This window comes from Streptomyces misionensis (genome assembly GCF_007896895.1).
In the GTDB taxonomy this organism is placed as follows: domain Bacteria; phylum Actinomycetota; class Actinomycetes; order Streptomycetales; family Streptomycetaceae; genus Streptomyces; species Streptomyces misionensis_A.
The window spans coordinates 24,550-51,008 of sequence record NZ_VOGW01000170.1; the positions used below are offsets into that span (position 1 = coordinate 24,550).

At 67.2% G+C, this 26,459-nt stretch carries 17 protein-coding genes and 5 pseudogenes; 9 read left to right on the top strand and 13 right to left on the bottom strand.

The window, feature by feature from the left end; all coding sequences use genetic code 11:
- The first annotated feature begins 343 nt into the window (after nt 1-343).
- On the top strand, nt 344-7,393 hold the full coding sequence (locus FRZ03_RS27960) for a polymorphic toxin-type HINT domain-containing protein (protein ID WP_146467900.1): 7,050 nt from the start codon (nt 344-346) through the stop codon (nt 7,391-7,393).
- Nucleotides 7,394-7,420: 27 nt separating this feature from the next.
- Nucleotides 7,421-7,885, top strand: coding sequence for a hypothetical protein (locus FRZ03_RS27965; RefSeq protein ID WP_146467901.1), 465 nt, complete (start codon nt 7,421-7,423; stop codon nt 7,883-7,885).
- Nucleotides 7,886-7,989: 104 nt separating this feature from the next.
- Here the strand turns inward: FRZ03_RS27965 and FRZ03_RS27970 are convergent, their stop codons facing one another.
- The 3 genes and pseudogenes from FRZ03_RS27970 to FRZ03_RS27980 all read right to left on the bottom strand — a co-directional run.
- Nucleotides 7,990-9,273 (bottom strand): tyrosine-type recombinase/integrase, encoded by a 1,284-nt coding sequence (locus FRZ03_RS27970; protein WP_146467902.1) that lies wholly within the window; start codon nt 9,271-9,273, stop codon nt 7,990-7,992.
- Between the two features lie 14 nt (nt 9,274-9,287).
- A complete protein-coding gene (locus tag FRZ03_RS27975; RefSeq protein WP_146467903.1) occupies nt 9,288-9,497 on the bottom strand; it encodes a helix-turn-helix domain-containing protein in 210 nt (69 codons plus the stop codon).
- Nucleotides 9,497-10,250, bottom strand: a pseudogene (locus FRZ03_RS27980) (replication initiator); the annotation flags it as partial. The pseudogene FRZ03_RS27980 and the gene FRZ03_RS27975, both read right to left, overlap by 1 nt.
- An 84-nt stretch (nt 10,251-10,334) precedes the next feature.
- On the opposite strand from FRZ03_RS27980, the gene FRZ03_RS27985 reads away from it, so the two are divergent.
- Nucleotides 10,335-10,886 carry a hypothetical protein gene (locus FRZ03_RS27985; protein ID WP_146467904.1) on the top strand — a complete coding sequence of 184 codons (552 nt, stop codon included), beginning with the start codon at nt 10,335-10,337 and terminating at the stop codon, nt 10,884-10,886.
- 39 nt (nt 10,887-10,925) lie between these two features.
- Here FRZ03_RS27985 and FRZ03_RS27990 read toward each other — a convergent pair whose 3' ends face one another.
- Nucleotides 10,926-12,164, bottom strand: coding sequence for an IS110 family RNA-guided transposase (locus FRZ03_RS27990; RefSeq protein WP_146467905.1), 1,239 nt, complete (start codon nt 12,162-12,164; stop codon nt 10,926-10,928).
- A gap of 715 nt (nt 12,165-12,879) precedes the next feature.
- On the opposite strand from FRZ03_RS27990, the pseudogene FRZ03_RS41460 reads away from it, so the two are divergent.
- Nucleotides 12,880-13,032, top strand: a pseudogene (locus FRZ03_RS41460) (site-specific integrase); the annotation flags it as partial.
- A 115-nt stretch (nt 13,033-13,147) separates the two neighbouring features.
- On the opposite strand, the gene FRZ03_RS28000 reads toward FRZ03_RS41460, so the two are convergent.
- From FRZ03_RS28000 to FRZ03_RS40610, 3 genes are read right to left on the bottom strand one after another with little or no spacing between them, the layout of a single operon-like run.
- Nucleotides 13,148-13,630, bottom strand: a complete 483-nt coding sequence (locus FRZ03_RS28000; RefSeq protein ID WP_146467906.1) for an SMI1/KNR4 family protein — start codon at nt 13,628-13,630, stop codon at nt 13,148-13,150.
- A gap of 2 nt (nt 13,631-13,632) precedes the next feature.
- Complete coding sequence (locus FRZ03_RS28005) at nt 13,633-14,148, bottom strand: HNH endonuclease (protein WP_146467946.1); 516 nt, start codon at nt 14,146-14,148, stop codon at nt 13,633-13,635.
- A gap of 6 nt (nt 14,149-14,154) precedes the next feature.
- The gene (locus FRZ03_RS40610; protein ID WP_261399370.1) at nt 14,155-14,769 is read right to left on the bottom strand and encodes a hypothetical protein; all 615 of its coding nucleotides are present in this window, start codon (nt 14,767-14,769) and stop codon (nt 14,155-14,157) included.
- Between FRZ03_RS40610 and FRZ03_RS40615 the strand changes: the two genes are divergently transcribed.
- Both FRZ03_RS40615 and FRZ03_RS39390 read left to right on the top strand, forming a co-directional pair.
- Nucleotides 14,714-15,085, top strand: coding sequence for a DUF4232 domain-containing protein (locus FRZ03_RS40615; RefSeq protein ID WP_261399371.1), 372 nt, complete (start codon nt 14,714-14,716; stop codon nt 15,083-15,085). The two genes, FRZ03_RS40610 and FRZ03_RS40615, sit on opposite strands and share 56 nt — an antisense overlap.
- A gap of 446 nt (nt 15,086-15,531) precedes the next feature.
- Nucleotides 15,532-15,628, top strand: a pseudogene (locus FRZ03_RS39390).
- A 76-nt stretch (nt 15,629-15,704) separates the two neighbouring features.
- Here the strand turns inward: FRZ03_RS39390 and FRZ03_RS28015 are convergent.
- Nucleotides 15,705-16,040, bottom strand: a complete 336-nt coding sequence (locus tag FRZ03_RS28015) for a DUF6924 domain-containing protein (protein ID WP_146467908.1) — start codon at nt 16,038-16,040, stop codon at nt 15,705-15,707.
- 697 nt (nt 16,041-16,737) lie between these two features.
- Here FRZ03_RS28015 and FRZ03_RS41465 point away from each other — a divergent pair.
- Nucleotides 16,738-16,866, top strand: a pseudogene (locus tag FRZ03_RS41465) (IS701 family transposase); the annotation flags it as partial.
- A 417-nt stretch (nt 16,867-17,283) separates the two neighbouring features.
- Here the strand turns inward: FRZ03_RS41465 and FRZ03_RS28030 are convergent.
- The 4 genes from FRZ03_RS28030 to FRZ03_RS28045 all read right to left on the bottom strand — a co-directional run bounded on the left by FRZ03_RS28030 (nt 17,284) and on the right by FRZ03_RS28045 (nt 21,545).
- The gene (locus tag FRZ03_RS28030; protein ID WP_146467910.1) at nt 17,284-17,886 is read right to left on the bottom strand and encodes a TetR/AcrR family transcriptional regulator; all 603 of its coding nucleotides are present in this window, start codon (nt 17,884-17,886) and stop codon (nt 17,284-17,286) included.
- 58 nt (nt 17,887-17,944) lie between these two features.
- Complete coding sequence (locus FRZ03_RS28035) at nt 17,945-18,859, bottom strand: MBL fold metallo-hydrolase (RefSeq protein ID WP_146467911.1); 915 nt, start codon at nt 18,857-18,859, stop codon at nt 17,945-17,947.
- Nucleotides 18,860-19,150: 291 nt separating this feature from the next.
- Nucleotides 19,151-20,116, bottom strand: a complete 966-nt coding sequence (locus tag FRZ03_RS28040) for a D-2-hydroxyacid dehydrogenase family protein (protein ID WP_261399372.1) — start codon at nt 20,114-20,116, stop codon at nt 19,151-19,153.
- A complete protein-coding gene (locus FRZ03_RS28045; RefSeq protein ID WP_222443418.1) occupies nt 20,109-21,545 on the bottom strand; it encodes an MFS transporter in 1,437 nt (478 codons plus the stop codon). The genes FRZ03_RS28040 and FRZ03_RS28045 overlap by 8 nt, the downstream gene beginning before the upstream one ends.
- A 192-nt stretch (nt 21,546-21,737) precedes the next feature.
- On the opposite strand from FRZ03_RS28045, the gene FRZ03_RS28050 reads away from it, so the two are divergent.
- A complete protein-coding gene (locus tag FRZ03_RS28050; RefSeq protein ID WP_261399373.1) occupies nt 21,738-22,073 on the top strand; it encodes an MBL fold metallo-hydrolase in 336 nt (111 codons plus the stop codon).
- Between the two features lie 493 nt (nt 22,074-22,566).
- Here the strand turns inward: FRZ03_RS28050 and FRZ03_RS28060 are convergent.
- A pseudogene (locus FRZ03_RS28060) lies at nt 22,567-23,858 on the bottom strand (IS256 family transposase).
- A gap of 13 nt (nt 23,859-23,871) precedes the next feature.
- On the opposite strand from FRZ03_RS28060, the gene FRZ03_RS28065 reads away from it, so the two are divergent.
- Nucleotides 23,872-25,887: an SGNH/GDSL hydrolase family protein gene (locus FRZ03_RS28065; RefSeq protein WP_261399374.1), complete on the top strand. Its 2,016-nt coding sequence runs from the start codon at nt 23,872-23,874 to the stop codon at nt 25,885-25,887.
- The last annotated feature ends 572 nt before the right edge of the window (nt 25,888-26,459 follow it).

Below are 26,459 nucleotides of genomic sequence, written 5' to 3' on the forward strand. Positions count from 1 at the left end.
GCGCCGCTGTGCATTCTGAGCCCCGGGCGAACCACGGTCCATCACCAACGAACTTGCCCGTAACCAAAGTTGGTCCGAATTCGATGCATGCGGATCGGATTGGGTTCCGACTCGGGTGATCTCTTGAGGGTTTCACAGGAAATCCTTTGCCTGTGAAGGAGATGTAAGGGCTTAGCGTGATCCGCCGAGGGGGGCAGGAGCATGACATGCCCGTCGCTGACCTGCGCTCACATTCATTGAGCCAATGTGGGCTGGAGCTGGGAGGGGAACGCACAACATGGTGCGAAGAACGGGGTGGGGACCCGGCCGACCGGCCAATAACGCAGGGAGGCTTCGCCGTACAGTGTTCGTCGCCGTCGGCGCACTGATGGCGACAAGCCTGCTTCCGGCGGGTACGGCCACGGCGTCGGAACCGTCGAAGGACCACACAGTGTCCGCGACTTCATCCGGCAAGCCCATCCCCTTCACGCACCGGGCCCCCAGGCACGTCAGCGCGCCCAAGGCCTTCAAGCACTTCGACCCTCGCAGGCAAGCAAAGCTCCCAGTGGCGGGCAGCGCGGAGGTCACCCTGCCCAGCGTGCCGGCTTCCACACGGCTGCCCGCCAAGGCCACACAGGTGCGGGCCGGCACGACGCCCGTCTTGGTCGGCCCCGGCGCTGATGCGCATCCTCAGGCGGCCTCCAGCACCGCTTCCCAGCGGGTTCGGGTGACCGTGCTGGGCCAGAAGGCCACGCAGGCGGCCGGCGTCCACGGTGTGCTCTTCACTCTCCGTCGCACCGGCCCGGGCAACGGAAAGGTCGCCCTGAGCATCGACGATTCCACCTTCCGCTACGCCTTCGGCGGTGACTTCGCCTCGCGACTTCACCTCGTCCAGCTTCCCTCGTGCGCGCTGACGACACCGAAGCTCCGCAAGTGCCAGGTCCAGTCGCCTGTGCGCACTACCCCCGGGAGGCCGCTGTCCGGGCAGGTCACCGTGCCAGGCACAACAGCCGGCGTGCCCTCCCCCTCCCGTAAGGCGCTGGCATCGTCCGGTGCAATGGCGGTCCTGGCGGCGACGTCGGGCACATCGGGCCCGTCGGGTGATTACTCGGCGACGAGCCTTTCCCCCGCGGGTACGTGGTCGATGTCAGGGAACACGGGTTCATTCACCTACAACTATCCGATCAACGTGCCTGCGGCCATCGGCGGAAACACGCCGCAGGTGGACCTGGCATACGACTCCTCCAGCCAGGACGCGCGCACCGAGGCGACAAACAACCAGTCCTCGTGGCTGGGCGACGGCTGGACCACGACCGAGAACTACATCGAGCGCACCTACAAGTCGTGCAAGGACGACTCCTCCTCCGGCGCGCCGGAGAACGACGGGGACGAGTGCTGGGCCGGCCAGATCCTCACTCTGTCGCTGAACGGCACGTCCACCGAGATCGTCTACGACGATGCCACCAAGACGTTCCATCCCGCCCAGGACGACGCCGACACCAAGGTGGAGGAGCTGACCGGTGCCGCCAACGGTACTGACAACAAGGAGTACTTCAAGGTCACAGAAGGGGGCGTGCAGTACTTCTTCGGCCTGAACCGGCTGCCGGGGTGGAGCGACGGCAAGGACGAGACGAAGTCCGTATGGACCGAGCCCGTCTACCGTGCGCACAGTGGCGTGTCTGCCTGTCCGGACGGCACGGACTTCGCCGCCACGTCCTGCACGCTGGGCTACCGGTTCAACCTCGACTACTCGGTGGACACCCACGGCAACGCCACAGCCTGGTACTACTCGCCTGAAACGGGTTACTACGGCGCGGACATGAAGGACACCGCGGTGTCCTACACCCGCGGAGGCACCCTCTCCCGCATCGACTACGGCATGACCACCTCGACGATCTACGCGGGTACCGCTCCGGAGCAGATCCTGTTCGACACTGCCGAGCGCTGCATTCCGGGTACTCCATCGGGCAACACGTGTGCCGACAGCCAGTTCATTGCGGCGAACGCGGCGTACTGGCCCGACGTGCCAGTCGACCTCAACTGCGCCTCGGGATCGACGAACTGCACCAACCACGGGCCAAGTTTCTGGTCCCGGAAGCGTCTGACCTCCATCACTACCCAGATACAGAGCAGCGGGGCCACGAAGCAGGTCGACAAGTACAGCTTCACCCAGTCCTTCCCCGACGGCGGCGACCATGCCCCCACGCTCTGGTTGGACTCCATCCAGCGCACCGGTCTTGACACCCTGGGTGGAGCATCGGGCAGTGCCACCACACCGGCGGTGAGCTTCGACCCGCCGCTCCAACTGCCCAACCGGGTCGGCACGATGCCGCAGATGCCGCTGATGTACCACGACCGCATCCAGACTGTCACCAGCGAGACAGGTGCGCAGACCACTCTCACCTACGACCGGCCCGACTGCTCCAAGGCACCGGCGAGCGACCCCAACGATCCGACGGACGCGGCCGCCCAGGCATTCGCCTCCACCAACACACTGTCCTGTTTCCCCGCGTACTGGACCCCCGAGGGCCAGCCGGCGCCATGGATGGACTGGTTCTACAAGTACAAGGTCACCTCGGTCGTCACAATCGACCCGCACAACTCCTACCAGGACGGCAAACAGCCGGAGTTGGAGACGGACTACGTCTACAAGGGAAACCCCGGCTGGCACTACGACGACAACGAAGTGGTCAAGGCCAAGAACCGCACCTGGGGCCAGTTCAGGGGCTACCCCGAAGTCGACGTCACCACCGGCGACCCGAACGTCTTCCACACGACGAACGGCGTCGAGGTCCATGACCAGAAGACGTTGACAAAGACGTACTACTTCCTGGGCATGAACGGTGACACCCTGCCGGGCGGCAAGACCCGCTCGGTGCCCGACCTGACCAGCCAGGACGGTACGACCTCGGTTGCCGACGCCGACGGCCTGGCAGGACAAACCTTCGAGACCGACACCTACACCGCCTCCGGCGGAAGCCTGGCCAAGGCCGCTGTCAACGTGCCCACAATCATCGGCCCCACAGCCACCCGCAAGCGAAGCGGCCTGCCCGATCTGACGGCCCAAATGGCGCGTACCACCAAGTCGCTGACGCGCGAAGCCGTGTCGTACGGCTGGCGCAAGACGGAGACCGATACCTTCTACAACACGACTTTGGGCAAGTCGACCACCGGTATGCAAGTGCAGGTCGATGACCGCGGCGAGACCGCTGACAGCGACAACGTCGCCAAGTGCACCTACACCCGTTATCTGACGGGCAAGGTGGACACCTTGGTGCTGCCCGCGGAAGCCATCACCACCGCACAGGACTGTTCCAGTGCCGGAGCGACCCCCAGCGGTACCTTGCTCTCCGATACTCGCACCTCCTACGACTCCAACGGCTTCACCTACGACGGTGACGGGCAGCAGAATCCAGCACTGCCCAGCATCGGTGACGCGACCGATGTACAGACGGCATCGGCCGCCAATGGAGCCACCGCCACCGCATTCGTCGACACGGGCGTCACCGCATACGACTCCTATGGCCGCGTGACAAAGGCCACCCGCACCCCCAAGTCCACGTCCCCGGACGGCAAGAGCCTCGCCCAGACCGTCTTCACCTCCTACACCCCTGCGACGGGTGAGCTTCCCACGGGCAGCAGGACCGTCACCCAGGTCACGCCCGGCACGGACTGTTCCACGGCCACGACATCGTCCAAGGACTGCCAGCTTGCCTCCGTCACCCTGGACCCGGCCCGAGCCCTGCCGACCGCCCAGACGGACGCGGCCGGCCTGCTGACCTCGCTCACGTACGACGCGCTCGGCCGCACGACCGCAGTCTGGCTGCCCAACGAGATCAAGGCCAACAGCGCCCCGGCGAATACGACCTACGCCTACAGCCTGTCGAAGACAGCGCCCACGGTCGTGGCAGCGAACTCGCTGATGGACGACGACAGTTACTCGACCAGCAAAACGTTGTACGACGCGATGCTTCGGCCGCTCCAAACACAGACGACCGCGGAGAACGCCAGTACCACTGTCTCGGACACCCAGTACGACTCTCACGGCTGGACGGTAGCCACCAACAACGCCTACGCAGTCGGCGGCAGCCCGAGCAACACCCTGGTATCGGTCTCCCAGGCTTCCATCCCCGACACCACCGTTACCGACTACGACGGAGAGGGCCGGGCCGACCTGGTCACCGAGGAACACGACGGGAGCAAGGCCTGGACCACGACCACTGCCTATACCGGGGACAAGACCACCGTCCTGCCCCCCAAGGGCGGCGTGGCCACCACCACGGTCACCAACGCGCGTGGCCAAACCACGGAACTCGACCAGTACACAAGCCTGCCCACCCTGTCCGGCACCGCGGCCAACGGTTTCACCGCATCGGGCGGCACGGCCTCACCCACGACGTACGGTTACACGGCCGCGGGTCAGCAGCACCGGATCACAGGGCCGGACAAGACGGTGTGGACGTTCGACTACGACCTTCTGGGCCGCAAGAAGTCCCAGACCGACCCGGACGCGGGCTCGAGTACCTACACGTACGACGATGCCGGCAACCAGGTCTCCACCACCGATGCGCGGCAGAAGGAACTCGATTACACCTACGACCTGCTGGGTCGCAAACTCACCGGCACTGACAAGTCGGAGTCCGATTTCGAATTCGCCTCTTGGACCTACGACACCCTGCGCATCGGTCTGCCGACCTCCTCGACCCGCTACGTCCAGGGCACCACCGGCGGCTACACGGTTGCCACCACTGGCTACACCACCCTAGGCAAGCCGACCGGCACCAAGATCACACTGCCGGCATCCGAGTCGCCACTGCCCGCGACATACACGACGACCTACAGCTACACGCTCAGGGACCAACTGCTGGCCACGCAGAGCGATCCGCGCGCCCAGAGCCTCAGCAACGAGACCATCACCTACGACCGCGACGCCCTGGGCAACCCCACCATCACCAAGGCCACCGGCGGCAGCATCTACGTCGGCGGGACCGTCTACACGCCAGACGGTGAGCCGAAGATGGTCACCCTGGGTGCCGCGACCAACACCGCCACCGTCAATTACACCTATGACGACCAGACGCTCAGGCTGAAAGAGCGCACGATCGAGCGCACCCAAACGCCCGGCCCCCTGGTCGACGACACCACCTACACCTACGACGCGTCCGGCAACCCCACCACCACCACCGACCTACAGTCGGAGACCGGCAATACCGTCACCGACCGGCAGTGCTACACCTACGACACCCTCGCCCGCCTCGCCGAGGCATGGACAGCCAACGACACCTGCACCACGAGCCCCCCGACCAGCAGCACGCTCGCGACGGGCCCCGGCGCCTATTGGCAGTCCTACCGGTACGACGCCGTCGGCAACCGTTACCAGACCATCGACCACGCCATCGGCGGTTCCGGCACCGACACCACCACCACCTACCACGACGGTTGCACCAGTCAGTGCAACACGACGGGCGCCCAGCCCCACACACTGACCGCGACCACCGGCGGCACCAACCCGACCGGATTCAGCTACGACGAGGACGGCAACCTTCAAACCCGGACCCCCACCACCGGTCCAGGCCAGACACTGACCTGGGGCGACGAGGGCGAGCTGGACGAGGTCGACACCACCGGCGCCAATCCCACGTCCACCAAGTACGTGTACGACGCCGACGGCAACCAGCTCATCCGCCGAGACCCGGGACAGACCACCCTCTTCGCCGGCGACACCGAACTCATCGTCAACACCAAGGTCACCCCCAACACCCTGATCGGCGCCGTCCGCACTTACAGCCACGGCGGCAGCGGCACACCCATAGCCGTCCGCTCCAGCCTCTCCGGCAGCGGACTGAAGTACCTCTTCAGCGACCTCCACGGCACGGCGACCATGACCATGGACGCCACCACCCAGGAAGTGGCCCGCCAGCAATACACCCCCTACGGACAGCCACGCGCCAGCACAAACACCACCACCTGGGCCGACCCGACCCACTCCTACCTCGGCAAACCCCAGGACACCAGCACCGGATACACCGACGTCGGAGCCCGCAAATACGACCCCGCACTCGGCACCTTCATCAGCGTCGACCCCGTCCTCGAAGCCGCCAACCCGCAGGACCTGGGCGGCTACACCTACGCCGCAGACAACCCCGTCGCCAACAGCGACCCCACAGGTCTCTGCCACCCGGACGCGTGCGGCATCGGTGTCCCGCGGGGAAACGTGGTGGGCGGCTCCAGTGGCACCATCACCGACGGGCCGGTCGACCCTGGAAACCCGAAGGCCGGGTATTGCCACCACGGCACGTGCGGACAGACCCACTACAACAACACCGGTACGGGTTCTTCATCAGCGCCACCAGTGCGGTCCTGCGGCGCGAATCGTATGTGCGAGGAAAATCCACAGCAGTATAAGAAAGTCAGCGACGCCGTCGCCCGGGAAACCGTGGCGCAGAAAGTGGATGATTTCCTTGCGGTCGGTACGATCACCGTCATCGGTCTCCCCACATTGGTTGGCTGCACTGCTGGAGCTCCTATCATCGGACTGGAATGCGCAGGCGGCGTGGCAGCTTCCGGATCGGCCTTGAACGGGCTGTTCAGCGGAGCACCAGAAGGCGTGGACCCAGGCGAAGAGCCGTCCTCTCCCTCATGTCTCAGCTTTGACCCTCATACCCGCGTCCTCATGGACGGCGGAAAGACCAAAGCCATCGGGAAGATAAAGACCGGCGACCGGGTCGAGGCCGCCGATCCCACGAACGGCAAGCTTCAAGGCCCCCGCACCGTCCAGCACGTATGGATCAACCACGATCACGACCTGCAAGACGTCACCATCCGCTCCAAGAACGGACACACCGCCACTCTCCACACCACCGCCAACCACCCCTTCTGGGACGACACCACCCACAGCTGGGTGCCGGCAGGGAAACTACACCCCGGCGACGCCCTCAACACGCCCACCGACAACCACGCCTACGTCGTCACCACACGGCCCACACAAGGATCGGCGAACCGCTGGAACCTCACCGTCCAGCAACTCCACACGTACTATGTGCTGGCGGGACAGACTCCGGTCCTCGTTCACAATTCGAGTGGAATCTGCGGAACCGCGGCGCTGGAGAATGGGGACTGGCAGCATATTCTGGACCGTCACCGGCCCGGTGGTGCGCTGGTCGACGACGAGGCGGGTATCTTCATCGGCAAGGAGAAGAAGGTCCGTCAGAGGATTGCTGACACCATCAATCGCGGCACTCCCAAGCCGAACACGCCAGACCCTGCTACTGGCGCACCGCGACCCGGCCAGATTTACGAATGGGACTTCGGTGACACCATCGGCAGGGCGGGTCCGGCAAACGGGGGCGGAGACTTGACTAGCATCCGCGTGATCGTGAATGACGGAAAAGTCGTGACCGCCTTCCCGTTCTAGGTGAGAGAGTTCCTGCAAGGAGAAACCATGATTCATCTTTCCTTCTCCCTCCCAGAGCCGGGTTCACCCTGGCGGAGGACCTGGGAGGGGGCCAAGCAGGGCGATCCTGCGGGTATTGCAGAGATTGACCTTCGCTACAAGTACTTCGGCGTCAATGTCGAGATGCTCGTAGATAGCGTGGAGGTCATCTCAAAGCGAAGATTTGTTACGCTCGTGGATCTGGCCCTTTCGCTTTCCCATGCAGAGAGGCGTATCTCATCAGGAGAAGACGCGGCGTTCGGTTTCACGGAGAGTGAAGAGGTTATCCATCTGCATCTCGATGGCGATCTCATTGCCTTGACCTCATCGAAACGGCCCTGGCGGGTTACTGTCGAGCATGAAGAGCTCGCGAGTGCTTTCTCCAGCTTCCTTCGAGAGGTGCATTCGTGCCTGACTTCAGAGATCCCTGGATTGGCTGTTAATCCGGTGATTCGACAAATCCTGCCGGAATAGCTCGGACTGTTCTCGAAGCGAGTGCAGAGTGTTACGCGGAGGCCCCGCCGGAGTGATTTCCGGCGGGGCCTCTGGGGCTTTTGACGGCAACGCTGACGGCAACGTCAGCGGACGACGGCTGCGGCGGGTGGGTCGTCGGGGTCGTCGTCCTGGCCGTCGAGGGCGTGGCCCAGGGCATCGATGGCGTCACGCTGGAGCCGGAGTCGGACGTGGGCGTAGACGCCGGCGGTGACGCCGATGTGGGCGTGGCCGAGGAGTTCCTTGATGACGACGAGGTCGACGCCTTGCTCCAGGAGCAGGGTGGCGGTCGAGTGCCTGAGGTCGTGGAAACGGATGGTCCGAAGTCCTGCTCTACGAAGGAGCCGACGGAAGCGGCGCGCGAGGTTGGACGGGTCGAGGGGGCTGCCCGTGGGGGTGGTGAACACGAGGCCGGTCTCCGCCCACTCCGTTCCGGCGGCCCTTCGCTCTTCCAACTGCCGTTCCTGATGGGTCTTGAGGGAGTGGATGCATTCGGTGGGGAGGGCGATGCGGCGTTCGGAGGCACGGGTCTTGGTGTGTAGGACCGTCAGGCCGCCGGTGCGGGTGCGCTGGAGGGAGCGGTGGACACTGGCGGTGCCGCAGTCGAGGTCGAGGTCTTCCCAGCGCAGCCCGAGGAGTTCGCCCTTGCGGAGCCCGGTGCGCAGGGCGATTTCGTACAGCGCGTGGAGCCGGTCACCGCTGGCTGTGTGCAGGAACTGCCGGGCCTCGCTCGCGGTGAAGGGCTGGAACCGCCGAGGGCGAGGCGCTGGGATCTTGACATTCCGGGCGACGTTGCGGGGCAGATCGTCTTCGCGGACGGCATGTTCCAGTGCGGACTTGAGGACCGAGTGGACGTAGGTCACGGTCAGCGGTGACAGGCGCTTGTCGCAGCACTGGTCGATGGCGCAGCACTGCCGCCGGACCGTGTCCCTTCCCTGGATGCAGCACTGGCAGGTGGTGCGGAGTCCGTCGAGGAAGACGCGAACGTGGCGGGCGGTGAGCCGGGCGAGCTTCTTGGCCCCGAGGCCGGGGATGATGTGGAGGCGGACGCAGGCGGCGTAGCGGGTGTGGGTGTTCTCCCGTACCTGGTGGACGGCGACGCCGTTGAGCCAGTACGTCAGGTACGCACTGACGGTGCTGTCGGCCGCCGCCACGGGCAGGCCAAGGTTGCTGGCGGCGATCTTCTCGGTCAGCTTGGTCAGCGCTTCCTTGCGGGTGGTGCCGTAGACGCGCAGGCGCTTTCGGGTGTTGCCGGGGGCGAGGACGTATCCGGCGGCTTCCCAGCGGCCGTCCTTGCGCTGGTAGACGGTTCCGTCGCCATTGGCGCGGGAGCGGCTGCGGCGAGATGAGGCGGGGCGCGGGGTGCTCATCAGACGGCTTCCTGTTAGAGTCGGGTGCGGATGAAGTCGGTGAGGGCGTGTGTGGGGATGCGGCGGGCGCGGCCGAGGGTGATCGAGGTGAGTTGGCCGGTGCGGAGCAGGTCGTAGACGGCGGATCGGCCGAGCTGGAGCCGGGCCATCACTTGCGGAACCGTCAGCAACTCCAGTTCCGGGCTCGCACCCGAGTGGAGGACAACGGGTGGGGGCGCGGTCATCAGCAGCCCCCTTCGGCGATGAACCGCCGATCCAGTTCCCGGCGGTGCCAGATGGCGGAGGCGAGGAGTGCGGCGCCGGGGCTGTAGCCGGTGCCGAGGTAGGCCCAGTGGCCGATGACCAGCGTGGTGTCCGTGTCGGGTTCGGGTAGGCCGGCGTGGGCGCGGGCCTGTTCGGTGCGCCAGGCGCGGCGGGCGTCGCGCAGCGCGCCGAGCGTGACGGACCGCGTCAGAGTCGATGGAGATGCGGGCGCGCGGCGCGGCGGCACGGACCGCGTCGGTGAGCACGGCGACGGTGGCGTACGGGGGTGGGGGCTGTGGGCTGCCGTCAGGTCCGTCGAGGCGGATCACGGTGTGGAAGTGGACCAGGCCGCGCTTCTGGTATTCGGCGACCTTGGCGAAGGAAACCCGCACCACGGCGCGGGCGGCCTTCTGGGTAAGGCCGAGTCGGGTGGCGATCTCGCGGCGCAGGTAGGTGGTGAAGCGGGCCCACATGGCTCCGGCGTGGGCGTTGAAGAGGACCGCTCCCGCATAGTCGTACGTCGCCGGATTGAGCGGCGTACCGAGCAGCGGGTCCGTGGGTTCGTGGCGGGTGCCGCAGCGACAGGGCCGGGCGTCTGGACGGTTGTGGACGGGGCCGAAGGAGGGTGCGGTGAGGGTGACGAAGACGCGGGGGTGGGTGCGGACGGTATCGGGCACGTTCTTGCCGCCGGACAGGCCGGCGCGGATGAGGTGGTAGGTGTCGGCGGCGTAGACACCTCAGGCGCCTAACTCGTCAAGCGGCGGTCCTCAGCCCGCTGTGTAGCCTGTCGATCTGTTCGAACGGGATGAGGGTGGGGCATGGAGACGCTGGTGGAAGGGGCCGTCACGGAGGCACTTCGTGACCGGGGTGACGAGGCGATCCGCCTGTATGTCGCCGCCTGCGCCGAACGTATGGTGCCACTGTTCGTGGGCCTGCGGGCGGGCGCGCCGGGGCGGGAAGCCGACCTGGACTTCTATGCGGAGTCCGTACGCGATCTCTGGCATGCCGACCGGCCGCTCGCCAACGCCGCCGAGGGCGTGCGCCAGGTGGAGCGGTTCCCAGAGCTTCAGCCGAACGAGGAGGGGATCACCGATGTCGCCGACACCTACGCCTTCTTCGCTGCCCTCTGCCTGCGGTATGCCCTCCTGGCCCACGGCTCGGGAAACGCTGACGACGCGGTGTCCTGCGGCCACACGGCGCTCACCGCGATGGGAATGCTCGACCAGAACGTGGCAGGTGCTGACTTCCTCGCCGAGGAACAACGGCTCCAGTCCCTCTCGCTGCGCGGTGACGCCTCAGGCCTGTGGGACGCGAGCGTCACGGCAGGACAGGAGAGGTTTCGTGCTGTGTTGGGTCGCCTGCCCCGCTAGGCATGCTCCTGACCGCTGCCGACGAGATGCGGCCTCTGGTTAGGCGGCCGCTGTGCGCACCTCGTCGGGCGGAGCTGGGAAGGCCAGTGCCTCGTCATATCGATGACCTTGTTGGAGGCAGTGGTAGAGCTGGCCGATCATGCGATTGAAGAGGTTGCGCTGGGCAGCGGCGTGCCAGTCTCCATGGTCGCGGCGGTGCCGGTAGTGGGCTTTGGCACCGGGTGAGGCGGTGATCGAGGAGAAGGCCCAAAGGTAGCCAGCATGATTGAGGCGGTCGTTCTTGATCCGTCGGCGGGTGATGCTGGACTTCTTGCCCGAGGCCCGGGTGATGGGCGAGGCGCCGGCATACGCCTTCAGGCCGCGGGCGTTGGCGAACCGTTTCCGGTCGTCGCCAATCTCGGCCAGTATCCGGGCGCCGAGCTGGATGCCGAGCCCCGGAAAGCTCAAGATCACTTCAGCATCCGGGTGCTGAGGAAAAGCCTCTTCCACCGCCTCGGCGAGGTCGTTGGCGGCGGTGCAGGCGGCCTCCAACTGGACCAGGAGGGCGAGCATCTGCTTGCCTAGCGCCTCCTCGACCAGCGGTGGCTGATGGGCCCAGTCGGCACGAAGAACGCCCTGGAGTCGGCCGACCTCTTCCTCAATGCCTCGCTTGCGGCCAGCCCTTCGGAGTGCGGCCGTCAGCTGCGTGCGCGTCAGCTTCGCCGCACGGGTCGGCGTCGGGGCGGCTCTGAGGAGCTCTCGGGCCTCTGGCCGGCATAAGCCGGTGCGCCAAGGTTCGAAGGCCGCCAAGGCGGCCGGGTAGTACTCCCGCAGGAGGGAACGCAGCTGGTTGGCAAGCTGCTGCCGGTTCCAGAGCGAGTCCTGTTGGGCACGGGCCAGGACGGCGATTGCGCGACCAAGGTCGGAATCCTCGGGCAGCGGTCGGTGGGCGTGCATGTCGGTGCGCAGGATGTTAGCCAGGACCAGGGCGTCTCCGGGGTCGGACTTCTTGCGCGAGACGGAGTGCCGGTCGCGGTAGCGGGCGGCGGCCAGCGGGTTGATGGCGAAAACCTTCCGCTTGCCGGTCCGCAGCACGGCCACGAGTAGACCGCGGGAGGTCTCGATCGCCACTGGGATCGGGTTCTCCGCGGTGTCTCCGTATTCGGCGAGCAGATCCAGCAAGATTTTGTAGCCTGCCGCGTCATCGGTGATGTGTCGCTTTGCCAGTAACTGCCCGCTGTCGTCCACCAAAGCAACGTCGTGCGTGCGCTCGGCCCAGTCGATGCCGCAATAGATCAAGATGTTCCTCCCCAGTGCAGTTTGTGCTGGTCACGAGCACATGCGGGCCACGCAGCTCCCTAATCCCAGGACTCGACACGAGGGTCGGTCCGCCACCTCAGTAGCCGTTCGTGACACCAGCGCACCCCACGGGCCTCGGTCTAGCCGGGAGCTCATACGGCTCGGGGCTTATGAGAGGTCGCCGTGCGGCGGGCTCGCACCACCAACACCAACGAGTGATCTCGCGATGGGTGTTGACGTCCGTCGACGCTGGACGACGCCGATCTTTCGGTAGGCATCGTGTGCCTGGAGGGACGTCAAGCGTCCGTCCAGCGCCGACGGGCGCCAACAGCCGTTCCCCGCAGAACATCCCTCGAAGGAACAACGTGGTGGCGGCGGCGAAGGCGCCGAGCGGTGCTCGGTCTACACCGAGACATCGAGGTCGGAGGCGGTATAGGCATCCGCCCGGCGCCCACGAGACCGCCACCACATGCAGGGCGTCCGCCGGCCTATGGCGAGACACCGCATGTCCGGATGGGTTCAGGCATGACGGCCCTGCTGTTCGAACAGCCCGGAGCTTCCTGCACTGGCTCGGGCTGCCCTTAGATGGGGATTAGGCGGTAGCCGGCCTCCAGGCCGCGCACGGTCTTCGGCTCGCTGATGTCCAGGCAGTGGGTGGAGACGGCGGCGGCCCCGATGTGGTCGTCCAGACCGGGGCCGCGGCGGCGGCCGCGCAGAACTCCTCGGCCACGCCCACATCGGCGTCACCGCCAGCGTCTACGCCCACGTCCGGGTCTGCCTCCAACGCCAGGCCATCGACACCCTTGGCACCGCCCTCAACCCGACCGACACCCCTGACGACCCACCCGCCGCAGCCGTCGTCCCCTGACGTTGCCGTCAGCGTTGCCGTCAAACGAAACAAGGTCCCCTCCGCACCACTGCGCGGAGGGGACCTTGTTTCTGCCCCCGAGACTCTGAACTCTCCGTTCGAAGAGGAAGTGACCCTAAATCGGTGGACTACAGGGAACCAGTCGAGACAAGAACTCCTCGAACGATCCCGCTACTGTACGAGGAACGCGATCTTCATCGATGTAGGCGACAGAGGGTTCGCCAGTCGGGCCGGACTCGGAATAGTCGAGCATTACCGCGTCATGCCCACCTGAGGGCATATCGCAGATGACCACGCCAATTTCCGGGTACTCCCACTCTGCGATCAGGTCAGCGCTCCCCAAGCCAGAGATGGAATCAATCCCCCACTTCCCTCCAATTCCGAGAAGTGCGCGAATCTCGAAATGGTCGGAAGCCCAGGATGTAGCGAAATCGGTGGGGTAACGGCGGCGCTTCAATACTCCGCCGTTCTTCTCCGATAGAGCGGCTACGTAGCTTGACGGAAGCTGCAGGCCCAGGGCCTGCTGAGCCCTACTGATCATTTCAACGCTCAGGGGTGGACCCGTGTAGAAGTCTCCATCCTCAAATAGTTCATTCATCACTACCTCCCTCCCGAGAATCCACCCGTATGGGCTGTCCGTTTATGGGCCTCTGTCTCGATCAGCTGCATGAGACCAGGCTCTTGATGGTCGTGCCAGGTATAGCCATCCGGCGTCTCGCTGAGCCCTGCCGCACGGTTCGATCTCGCGAAATCTGTTCCGCGACTTCCGGAAAGCTCGATCCGAACATCAGGCACATCCGGATGACGCCATGCCGAGAAATCGGGAAAGCCGTTCTCATCGAATGGAACATTGGCCTTCGGGTGAACACCCCCCGCTAGCTTCCCATTTCGCACCTTCGGTATGCCGCCATCGGCACATTCACAGACTGCGGGGTGCCCTGTAACTGCACCGCCACAATTGTGAACCAGGACCGGAGTGGCCCCCGCCAGCACATAGTACGTGTGGAGGTTCCCGACGGTGAGGTCGTAAGTCGTCTTTTGCTGGTGGAAGTTGCGGACGGCTGCGACGGTGGCTGTGGTGCCGTTGGGCTGGCGGAGTTTGGTGCCGGGGGTCAGACCGGCTCAGTCGAGTTCCGGCAGCCGCGCCATGCCGGTTCGCCGGGTTCGCCCCGTTTCATACAAGGGGTTGTCACGGGACATCAACTCCCCTGTCACAGCGGCATCTTGAATCGGCCCGCATTGCAACGGCCCGCCCGGAAGCAGGCATCCCCAAAAACGAACGACAGCGGCTCGCCAGTTCGAGCGAACCGGACAAGACCACCTCGCAGGAGTGCACATGCGCGTCAAGAAGATCTCCGCCCTCGCCGTGATCATCGCCGCGGCAGGCCTCTCGTTGACCGCGTGCGGTGGCAGCGACGCTTCGAGCACGGCCGCGCAGAGCAGCACGCCGGCTTCCGCAAGCAGCTCCACAGGTGGCCCGGGCCAGGCCGGCGCTTCCTCCAGCACCTCCAGCGACACCAGCGGCAGCGCGGGAACCACGACCAGCGGCAGCACCAGCGGCGGGAACGACACCGGCACCAGCGGCAGCACAGGGAAAAAGGCCGCCACCCGCACCGGGACCACCGCGTCGGGCACCCCGTGCAAGACCGACCACCTCGGCTTCAGCGCCGCCTCCGCCGGAGTGAAGAACGAGATCGTCGTCAACCTGAAGAACACCGGCTCCACCACCTGCAGCATGCACGGCTTCCCCGGCGTCCAGCTCCTCGGCGCCGACGGCCTGGGCGACAAGGGCCCCGACGCCGCCCGCACCGACACCACCGCGCCCGCCGTCACCATCGCCCCCGGCGAGGAGACCCGCTTCCTCCTCCACTACATCCCCGACACCAGCGGCTCCGGCAAGACCTACACCAGGCTCGCCGTCACCCCGCCCAACGAGACCGTCTTCGACGTCATGGACCTCGACGGCCTCAGCATCACCGTCCCCGCCACCACCGGCAACGCCCCCGACGTGTACGTCGACCCCGTCGGCTACCACACCGGCACCGGCAAGTGACCCCAGCGTCAGCCGGCGGGGCCGGGGGCGCCGCCGAGTGGGCGCCGAGCACGCCACGGGTCCGCAGCTCCTCCACGTCCGGCAGACGGACTCTGGGGATGGCATCAAGCAGGTCGGCCTGGGCGGCGCGAATGCTGTGCGGGGCCTGAGGGCCGGCGCCAAGAGTGCGGCGGACAGCCACGCGGTCCTCGTACAGGGAATGCTGCACACGGCGAGTTCTGCCCGCTGGGCTCTGGGACGGCTCTGCCTGCCCAACAGTCATCCCGACGGACACGAAACGGTTCCATCCCGCGCGAGGCACCTCCCCTGTGCCGATGACAGCCGTAGTGGACGGGCAGGCCCGCTGGCCCCCTCGCCCGGCCTTCGTCATGTCAGTTCCGTGTCAGCGGTCCGTGTCACTCTCTTTCCCGTGAACGACCCCGGAAACTGAAGGGGGTCGGGAGCGGGGAGAGGTGCCCGGAGTGGTTGATCGGGGACCAGCGAGCACGCCTCAAGGTCGGATCCCGTCAGGGGTCCACGCAGGTTCGAATCCTGCCCTCTCCGCATCACGCGGCACGCCGCTCACCGGGAAGCACCCGGTGAGCGGCGTGCCCATACCGTGTAGCGCGCGACCGTGCCGTCAGTAGTGCTGTTCCCGGTAGACGCCGTCGGTGTCGGCGCCCCGGGCCCAGTCGCCGAAGCTCGTATTGCCCAGTTCAAGGTTGACGATGAAGGAGCCCGCTGCGGCGAGGGTGATCCTGAACGGGTCGTCGTCCTCGTCGGGCAGGTTGTTCACGGCCAGCAGCGGGAACTCCGCTGAGGTCAGGCCCTGTTCGTCGGCGATGAGGAGGAAGGCGCTGTCGGGCCAGTCCTCCTCGTCCCGGCCGATCAGCGCCTGGAGTTGGTCCGCCGTAAATCCTGCATTGCGTCGATCGACGAGTCCGCCAACTCGGGCCAGAACCTCCTCGACCCGCACCAACCTGTCTTCACGGTGGCTGGGGTCCACCTCCCTGACGACCTCGCCGCCTCCATCGTCGGCGAGGTCCGTGGGCAGCTCCCGCCCAATCTGCGCGAGCCGAAGTACACGTCGCTGGCGGGTTCCAGCCGCGGGCGGAAGTCGCTGATGAACGCCTTCTCGCGCCTGCCCGAGGGGAGCGTGCAGACCTACCTAATCGACAAGCGATTCATGGTGGTGACCAAAATGGTCGACGTGATCGTGGAACCCATGGCGCACCGGGACGGCTACAACCTGTACGAGGGGAAGGAAACCCTCGCACTGGCGAACATGCTGCACCTGGCTGGCCCGGTCATGGGGGATGCGGACGCCTACGACCGGATGCTCCACGCGTTCGTGAACTGGGTCCGCCAGAAAGCCATAACCGACGAGCTGTACGCGGCCGTGGCGGCCCTCAAGGCTTCCGCGAAGGACCAGCAGTTCGCCGAGTACGTGGAGATCCTGGAGTACTGCCGGTCCATCGCCGACGAGACCGCAGCGGAGATCGCATCCGGGGGGCATCGGGACGAGCTGGATCCAGCGATCCCAAGCCTGTACTGCCTTGCTACAACGTTCGGTCAGACCCTGGGCAAGTTCCGCCTGGTGCACGACGCGTCGAAAGTCGTCGACCGCAACACCACTCGCCTGCACACCGTGCACCTCCTCCCCGACCCCGCCCGTGTGGGACCGGGAACTCAACGAGCTCTTCCTGCGGATCGGGGGCCGCTTCACGCGGGTGGAGCCCCGGCGCCGGATGCGTGGCTACGTGCGCGGGCTGCTGAGCCCGGTAGGCCGCAAGAACAGCTGGGTGCGCCACGAGGCGCTATATGACCGAGTGGAGGTGCGAGACCTCTACCGCCCGGCCGTCGCAGCGGCCGGGTAGAAGCTGAGGGCAGTCCGGACCGGGGAACGCCGGTGAGGATGGAAAGCAGCCCTGACAACGCCGGGACGGCGCGGTACTGCCAGACGCGTCGGGTTCGGCCCTCGACAAGGGCGAGAACGTCCTGTACCTGCCCGCCTGCGGCGACCCGAAGTGGCTCAAGGACGCCGCGACCACTTCGTTCATCCGCGGCGTGTGCGTGCAGGGCACGACGTGAGGCAACGCCCTGCTGATGCCCGGCGGGAAGAGCACCGAGGAGGCCGAACCACGGTCTTCTTCGTCGTCAGGGCCTTTGTCGGCGCCCCAGGCCCGATGATCCGGGCCGCCAGGGACGTACGGGTCGTCTTACGGTGTGCGCCAGGCGGCGAGGACGGCGTCCGCCGCGGCGTGGAGGTCCCGGGCGGGCGTGCCGTCGCACACCTGCGTGGAGACGCCGAGCAGAAAGCCGTGGATCATGGTGGTGAAGCCATCCACGTCGGTGTTCTCGGCGAGTTCTCCCGCGGCGACGCCGCGGACGACACACTCCCTGATGCCCGCCCGGTCCACCGCGCGGCGTGCCGCCACGGCCCGCCGCACCGCGGCGTCGCCGTCCCCCTGGGCCCGGACGGTGCCCGACAGGGCGACGAGGCACCCGCGGGGGTGGGAGGTGTCGGTCTGCATGTCGATGGATCCGTGCAGCATCGTGGCGACGGCCTCACGCGGGCTCAGGGCCGCGTCACCGTTGAGGTCGGTGACGCGGCCCGGCCCGGCGAGGTAGTGCTCCAGCGTCCGCTCGAACAGCCCGTGCTTCGAGCCGAACGCTCCGTACAGGCTTGCCGAGGACAGGCCAGTGCCCTCCCGGAGCTGAGCCATCGATGTCGCTTCGTAGCCCTGCTCCCAGAACAACCGCATCGCGGCTTCCAGGACCCCTTCCATGTCGAAGGCGCGGGGACGGCCGGCGGGGGACACGGAACACCTCCTGTATATCCGGCGTAGCGGAATGATTAATCCAGTTTAGTGGGTGTGGCTACGGAGCCGTCGCGTCTGTCGCGTCATTCCAGGGGCGCCAGCGGCCGGAGCCGTCGACGGTTCCCAGCTGCTGGTCGGCGAAGTGGACGCCGAAGCCGTAGACCCCGTCCCGCGAGAGATAGTCCACGAGCCGGCGCCGTGACCGTTCGGCCTCCTCCCGGTCGGTGTCGAGAACCACTTCCCAGTCCGGGTGCTGGACCTGCACCGGTGAGTGCATGGCGTCGCCGAAGGCCACGACCTCCCGGCCGTCGCCGGTGTCGAGTATCCAGGCGGTGTGCCCGGGGGTGTGCCCGGGCAGGGACCATGCGCGGATGCCGTCGGCGATCTCGGTCCCGTCGGCCACGATCACGCTGCGTTCGTCCTGGCCGGCCAGGACCGGACCGTCCCCGGGCGCGACGCTCTCCAGCTCGCCCTTCCCGACCATCCACCGCGCCTTCGTGAACAGGCTCCGCGGATCCTCGACCGCGTCGGGCCGGGCCCATCCGGTGTGGTCGCCGTGGAAGTGGGTGAAGGCGACCATCTCCAGCTCGGCCGGGTCCACGCCGAGGGCCGCCAGCGACTCGGGCAGGTCCCGCACATGGCCGAAGGCATGCTGGAAGTGCTCCAGGTCCTCGCCCGATATCCGGCCATGGCCGGCGTCGATGAGCAGCCGGGTGCCGCCCCTCTCGACGAGCAGTGCCCCGCACCCCATGGGCAGATGGCCCGCCTCGGTCATATGCGTGCGGTGCGGGTGCCAGTCCTCCTCGGCGGAGGCCGGGTAGACCCGGGTCGGGATCATGTCGACGCCCGCGTCGGGAACGTAGCTCAGGGTGAGTTCGCCCAGGGTGCGTGTCCAGATGACGGGGAGCCGGAATCCAGAGCCGTCGCTGTGCTCGACGCTCTTCATCGAGGTGTGCTGCTCTTGCGTTGCCACGGGATCATGCCTTTCGTGTGCGTGTGTGCCGTAGGTGGTGGTGGGTGTGGCTTTGTTTACGACTTCGACTTCGTCGAGCAGTGCTTGTTCACGGCTTCGGGAGGCGCCTGGCGCCCCCGAGAGGCGATGTTCCGGGAGGCACCCGCCGCCCGCAGTCGGCAACGGCGCGACGGCTGCTGCGGCCTTCGCCCGTAGCCAGTGCTTTGCCGAGACCGCCGTGGCGCGGTCGACGGCGACCCGCCAGCCACCACTGCGGTGCTATCCGTGTGAACAGAGCCATGGGTGGTGCGCTCATGGGGCGACCACGCGGATCGGTGTGCCGGCGGAGTACGCGAGGATGTCCTCGAGCGTGTCGGCGTAGAAGATGTCGTAGGTGCCCGCGGTGACGTAGCCCAGATGCGGCGTGAGCACCGTGCGCGGGGCGGTGCGCCACGGCGAGCCGGCCGGGAGGGGCTCGGTGGAGTGGACGTCCAGGCCGGCTCCGCCGATGGTCCCAGCGTGCAGGGCCGCGAGCAGGGCCTCCTCGTCGACGACGGGTGCGCGCGAAGTGTTGATCAGCAGCGAGTCCGGTCGCATGAGCGCGAGGTCGTCGCGGCCCAGGAGTCCGGTGGTGCGGGCGGAGAGCTTGAGGTGGATCGTCACCACGTCGGACGTGGCCAGCAGCTCCTCCTTGCCGACCGGGGTGACCCCGACGGCACGGGCGTGTTCGGTGTCGAGGTGGGTGCTCCAGGCGACGACGTCCATGCCGAAGGCGAGCCCCACCCGGGCCACGCGGGTGCCCACGCCGCCGAGCCCGATGATACCGAGGCGGGCGCCGTGCAGATCGCGCCCGACGGTCCGCTGCCATGCGCCCTCGCGGACGCCGCGGTCCTCGGCGGGAATCGAGCGGGCCAGGGCGTGGATCAGGCCCCAGGTGAGTTCGGCCGTCGATATCAGCCCCGCCCCGCGGGTGCCCGACACCACGATGCCGCGCCGCCCGGCCGCGGCCACGTCGATGGCCGCGTTGGCCGGGCCGGTCGTCACCAGCAGGCGCAGGTTCGGCAGCCTGTCGATGACCGCAGCCGGGAGGGCGGTGCGCTCGCGCATGGCCACGACGACGTCGTACGGCTCCAGCGCGGCGACCACGTCCTCGGAACTGCCCAACGGCTCGGTGAAGACGGTGAGTTGGGTGCCGTCCGGCAGGGTGCTCCAGTCTGTGTATCGGCGCGCGACTCCCTGGTAGTCGTCGAGGATCGCCACTCGATGGATCTCAGGCACAGCCAACCTCCTCACGGCATGAGCTCACACGGCCCGCGCCTACGGGGCTCCTGACGGCCGCACCGGTGTCCACGGCCACCAGCGGTTCGGCGGGGCTGGGATGGATCAGCTCCAGAACCCAGATCCCGACCCCGACCAGCGCGATGACCAGGCCGAGCCCTGATACGCCCAGCCACCCCACCAGCGGGTACAGCGCCATGGTCAGCGCCGAGGCGACGGTGGCCCCGGCGAACGCGGACACCATGAGGGCCGTCGTCACCCGGCTTCGGGCGTGCGGGACCCGGCGGTAGATCGCACTCTGGTGGCTGATCAACAAGGACTGCTGGGCGAGGTTGAGCGCGATGATGCCGGCGGTCAGCGCGATCAGGCCGACTGGTCCGCCCATGCCGGCGACGGCGAGCACGGGCCAGCTGGCTGCCAGCAGGATCAGTCCGCCCGTGGTCACCCGGCGCCCGTGTCCGCGGTCGGCGAGCCGGCCGGCCTTCGCCGCCGCGGCGGCTCCGACGACCCCGGCCAGGCCGAACAGGCCGATGACGGCGGGGCCGAACCCGTACGTCGGGCCGGCCAGCAGGAACGACGACGCGGTCCACAGGACGGTGAAGCCGCCCATGCCGACCGCCGCCAGGGCCATGCGCCTGCGCAGCAGTGATTCGGTACGCACCAGCGCCAGCACCGAGCGCAGCAGCTGCGGATAGGTGGTGTTCTCCGACCGTGGGACGGGGCGCAGGACCAGACGCAGGACGACCGCCAAGGCCGCCATCAGGACCGCGGCGAAGACGAATACCAACTGCCAGTCGCCGATCTGGGCGAGCACTCCGGCGACGGTACGCGCGATCATGATCCCGATCAGCAGCCCGCTCGTCACCGTGCCCACCGCCGACCCGCGCTGATGGTCTGGTGCCAGTGACGCGACCATGGGCACCACGATCTGCGCCACCGCGGAGGTCACCCCGACCACTGCGATCGCGACAAGCAGCAGCCCCAGCGACGGGGACGCCGCCGCGCCGAGAACAGCGAGGGCACTCAGGCCCAGCAACGCAGTCACCAGGCGGCGCCGTTCCAGCACATCGCCCAGGGGAACCAGCAGGGCCAGCGACAGCGCATAGCCAACCTGCGAGACGGTGACCACCAGGCCGCCGGCTCCCTGGGACACTCCGAGTGCCTTCGATATCACGGGCAGCAGCGGCTGGGCGTAGTAGATGTTCGCCACCGCCGCGCCACACACTACGGCCAGCAGCAGCACCATCGCCCGGCTCAGGGCTGGAGGGCCGACGCCGGGCTCGTCCGCGGCCTCCTCGTGAACTGTGCGAGGGCGCATCGCGCCACTCGGCTCGAATTCTGGATCGTTCATGCCGTAACCCTGGCCACGCTCGCGCATGAGCGTCAAGTTATTTCGGATTGCTCGATCCGAAAGTGGGGAAGCGCACACCGAAAGACGGTCCCCGCTCGGCGTGCACGGCCCTGAACGCCACGCTGGCTCTCTGCTGGTCGGCGAGGAGGCCGGTGTGGCGCGGGAAGCTGACATCCCATCAGTCTGCGGCGGGCTCCGGCTCGGGTTCCGGGTCCTGGGGGACGGGGTTGCGAGCTGGAGGCGGCTGCCCATATTCAGCCGCACTTCGCCATGCGGAGATCTACGGCGCTGATCCACCCCGACATCCCGTGCCCCGACAACGTCGGCTACCTCTTCGACGACGGAGCCCTCTACCACCCCGGAGACGCGTACTACGCGCCCTACGCTCCCGTACGCACCCTCCTGCTGCCGACCAGCGGCCCGTGGACCAAGCTCGGCGAAGCCGCCGACTACGTCCGCACCGTCAAGCCGGAGCGCGTCATCCAGATCCACGAGCTCATGCTCAGCGACCTCGGCCAGCACTCCACCGCCAACCTTCTCGGCGAGAAAGGCTTGACCGGCATCCCGATCACCTGCCTTGAGCCCGGCACCAGCATCCAGCTGTAACCACAGGGAGCGGGCATGCGTTTCGCAACCATCCGGTCGCCTGCTCCGGCTCGGGAAACGCCCGGAGGCTGAGCGCCCGCATCGCGGAGGTCTGCCGCTTCACCGCCTGCGTGATGGCCGGGTCGCCCGGCGACGGCCGGATGGCCTGGCGGTGTGCCTCGATGGCACGGTGGTAGCCGTCCGGCAGGGTCCGTCGCTGCACCGGCGCGGCGGGCATGGTCGGCGGAGTCGGGCCGGCGGCCGCCGTGGCGGGGCCGGTCTTCGCGGGTGCAGGCGCCAGGACGCGCAGCGTGCGGACGGGCACGACCTGCTCAGCTTCCATGCTCTGCAACGGGTCTCAGCCCGCAGCGGCCATCCCTGGGCCCGGGCGGCGTCGAACAGGCGCAGATGTCGGGGTAGGGGAGCGTGGGATCGTCGCAGCCGGCTGCGGATCGTCGCGCGGCTGGCGCGGTCCGGGGTCTGTCAAACGAACGGTGTAACCGGGGTGGTTGCGTTACTGGCGGGCTGCTGAGAGCCGGCCGTCGAAGGTGATGTCGAAGGCGTTCAGCGCGGTCTTCCAGCGCATGGTCCAGCGGGCCTGTCCTCGGCCGGTGGGGTCCAGGCTCATGATGGCCATGTAGACGCACTTCAGGGCGGCCTGCTCGTTGGGGAAGTGGCCGCGGGCTTTGACCGCCCGGCGGATGCGGTCGTTGACGGACTCGATTGCGTTGGTGGTGCAGACGATGCGGCGGATCTCGGTGTCGAACCGCAGGAACGGAGTGAACTCCTCCCAGGCGTTCTCCCAGAGTTTCACGATCGCCGGATACTTCCTGCCCCAGGCGTCGGCGAACTCGGCGAACCGTTCCAGGGCGGCCTCCTCGGTCGGCGCGGTGTAGACGGGCTTGAGGAGCTTGGCGATCTTGTCCCAGTCCTGGCGGGCGGCATAGCGGAAGGAGTTCCGCAGCAGGTGGACCACGCAGGTCTGCACGATCGTCCTCGGCCAGACCGTCTCCACTGCCTCGGGCAGGCCCTTGAGCCCATCGCAGACCAGCATCAGCACGTCGTTCACGCCGCGGTTCTTGATCTCGGTGAGGATGTGCAGCCAGTGCTTGGCGCCCTCGCCGCCGTCGCCCGCCCACAGGCCCAGAATCTCCCGCGGCCCTCGACGGTGACGGCCAGGGCCACGTAGATCGGTCGGTTGGCCACCGCACCGTCGCGGATCTTCACGTGGATGGCGTCGATGAAGACCACCGGATAGACGACGTCGAGGGGCCGGTTCTGCCACTCGGCCATGCCATCCAGGACCTTGTCGGTGATCGTGGAGATGGTCTGACGGGAAACCTCAGCGCCATAGACCTCCGCGAGATGGGCCTGGACCTCACCGGTGGTCAGGCCCTTGGCGGCCAGCGAGATGACCATCTCGTCGACGCCGGTCAGGCGCTTCTGCCGCTTCTCGACGATCTTCGGCTCGAAGGAGCCGTCCCGGTCGCGGGGCACGGCTATCTCCACCGGTCCCACGTCCGTCAGCACGGTCTTGGCACGTTTGCCGTTGCGGGAGTTGCCGCCGTTCTTGCCCGCCGGATCGTGCCTGTCATAGCCGAGGTGGTCGGTGATTTCGCCCTCCAGGGCGGACTCCAGCAGCCGCTTGGTCAGCTGCTGGAGCAGACCGCCCTCGCCGGTCAGCTGCAGGCCCTCGGCCCGGGCCCGGCTCACCAGCTCGTCGATCAGCTGGTCGTCCACGGCCTTCGCCGACCCAGCCGCTGCCGACTCGGCAGCCTCGTGCTCGGCCACGTTCTCACTGGTCATCGATGCATCTTCCATGATCGGGAGTTACACCGAACGATTTACAGTCCCCGTCTACGCAGTCGACGCGGCCGGCAACGTCTCCACCCAGCAGCAGTACCAGTTCACCGCCCTCGGCCACACCGGCAAGACCTACACCAGCCTGAAGGACGCGTTCAACAACACCGCTGTTACCGACAACGCCAGCCAGGCCGCCGCCGACGCCGACGGTGTCGGCGCGACCATGTCACTGCAGGACCTCAAGGCCGCCGGCTGGCAACCCGGCGGCAAGATCACCGTAGACGGCGCCACCTTCACCCTGCCGAACTTCGCCTCCGCCTCCGGCGACAACGTCATGGCCGCAAACCAGACCATCCAGATGAGTGGCAGCGGACGCGCACTGGTCTTCCTCGGCTTCTCCACCTACGGCTTCATCAGCTCACAACACGCCGAGGACGACTACTCCAGCCCCGCCATCCCCGACGGCACCTCGGTCAGCGGCACCGAATGCACCCTCGGCAACGGGCAGTACGAAGACTGCCGGGCCGGCGGCCCCTACGGCTCCCTCACCTACGCCGACGGCAGCACCTCCGCCTACCACCTGACCGTCCCCGACTGGGTCTACGGCTCCAACGACCTGGCCGTCGTCACCCTCCCCCACCGAAACCACACCAACGGCACCCAGGAAACCCGCTCCACGAACATCTACGCCTTCGCCATCCCGCTCAAGACCGGCGCAACACTCAGCTCAGTCACCCTGCCCGACCTGAGCGACGCCGCCCGGCAATACGTCCCCGGCCTGCACCTGTTCGGCATGGCCCTGTGTGACACCACCACCGCGCCCGGCAACGCGAAATGGACCGGCGCCTGGAACTCCCCCAACGAAGGCGCATTCAACTACGAGAGCACCGACTACAAGAACCAAACCTTCCGGATCACCGCCAACCCGAGCATTGCCGGCTCCAGCGCCCGTATCCGACTGTCCAACGCCCTCGGCCGCACCCCGCTGACCATCGACCACACCACCATCGCCACCCAATCCTCCGAAGCCGCCCCCACCGCAACGCCCAGCGACCTCACCTTCAACGGCGGCAGCAAGACGGTCACCATCCCCGTCGGCGGCGAGGTCTACAGCGACCCGACCGCCTACACCGCCACGCCCGGCAAAAACATCATGATCAGCCTCCACCTGGCCAATGACGTGCCCTACCTCGTCCAACACAGCTGGGCCGGCGCAGCCACGCAGTACGTCAGCGCCGTCGGCTCCGGCGACCACACCACCGACACCACCACCACCGCCTTCACCGGCACCGGCACCTTCTGGGGCTGGTTCACCAACATCGTCACCGGCATCGACGTCACCGCCACCGGCAACCAGCCAACCGTCGCCGTACTCGGCGACCACCTCACCGACCCCTTCGCCGACGTAGCCAAAGCAGACCTCACCACACCCCGTCTCTCCGACGACCTCGCCACCGCTCTACGGACCAACGACCAGCAGATACCGGACTACGGCGTCGTCGCATCCGGCATCGAGAACAACCGCCTCGCCGCCGCACAAGCACAAGGCGGACCGGCCCTGCTCACACGGCTGGACCGAGACGTCCTCGCAGAACCGGGCATCACCACCGCCATCGTCGACGAGGGTCTCAAAGACATCACCGCCGGCACCGACGACACCGACCTCGAACAGACCTACGGCCAGCTTCTGGCCCAACTGCGCGGCTGGGGCATCAAGATCGTCCTCACCACCCTCACCCCCTGCCAGGGCTACGCCTCCTGCACCACCGGTGCCGACGCCAACCGGACCGACACCAACACCTGGATCACCGACCAGGTCGACTTCACCACACCCACCGTCACCTGCCTGGACGCCGAGGCGGCCGTCGCCGTCCCCGACACCACAAGCCAGGCAGACCCCACGCCCCTGATCCTCAACGCCGACACTGCCCCCAACGACTTCGACGCCGGCGATCACATCAACCTCACGACCGACGGCTACAAAGCCATCACCGACACCATTGACCTGACCACACTCGGACCAGACAACTAAGCCAAATCATCACAAATAGGCTCCCGCGCCGACACGACGCGGGAGCGCTCGACGGCCACAGTCACCACTGCGCAGATCACCGGGACCTGCCCGGAGTGCCCGGGCTGACCGCCATTGCCTTCGTTCCGGTCTCCGTACGGCTGGCGCATCTTCGTCAGCCGGAACTGCTCCTCGACAGCAACGGCCGGCCCGCGTCGAGTACGCCATCTATCAGGTTCATGGGCGGTTCGTGCACGTGACCGCCCTGTACGACGCCGAAACCCTAAGGCGGCAGCTCGGCGCCTGACCCCGTAAGCCAATCGGCGTCGGCACCGTCGGCCTGAGCGCCACGGCTGGTTGGGTGGCCGGTGCTCACCTGCCAGCGCTCACAGCCGTCGACGGGATCGAGCTTCGCGCGCTGGCGGCGAGCTCCCAAGCCTCGGCTAAGGCCGCAGGAGCGGCCTATGGCGTACCCGCGTACACGCCGATGTAGCCGTCGTCTCCGCCGGGCCAAGTCTTGGGCGAGGTGAGGGGCCGGCTGACCGGCCGCCCCGCCGAGCCCCGGCGCTACCGCCGGGGCTCGGCCGTCTGCC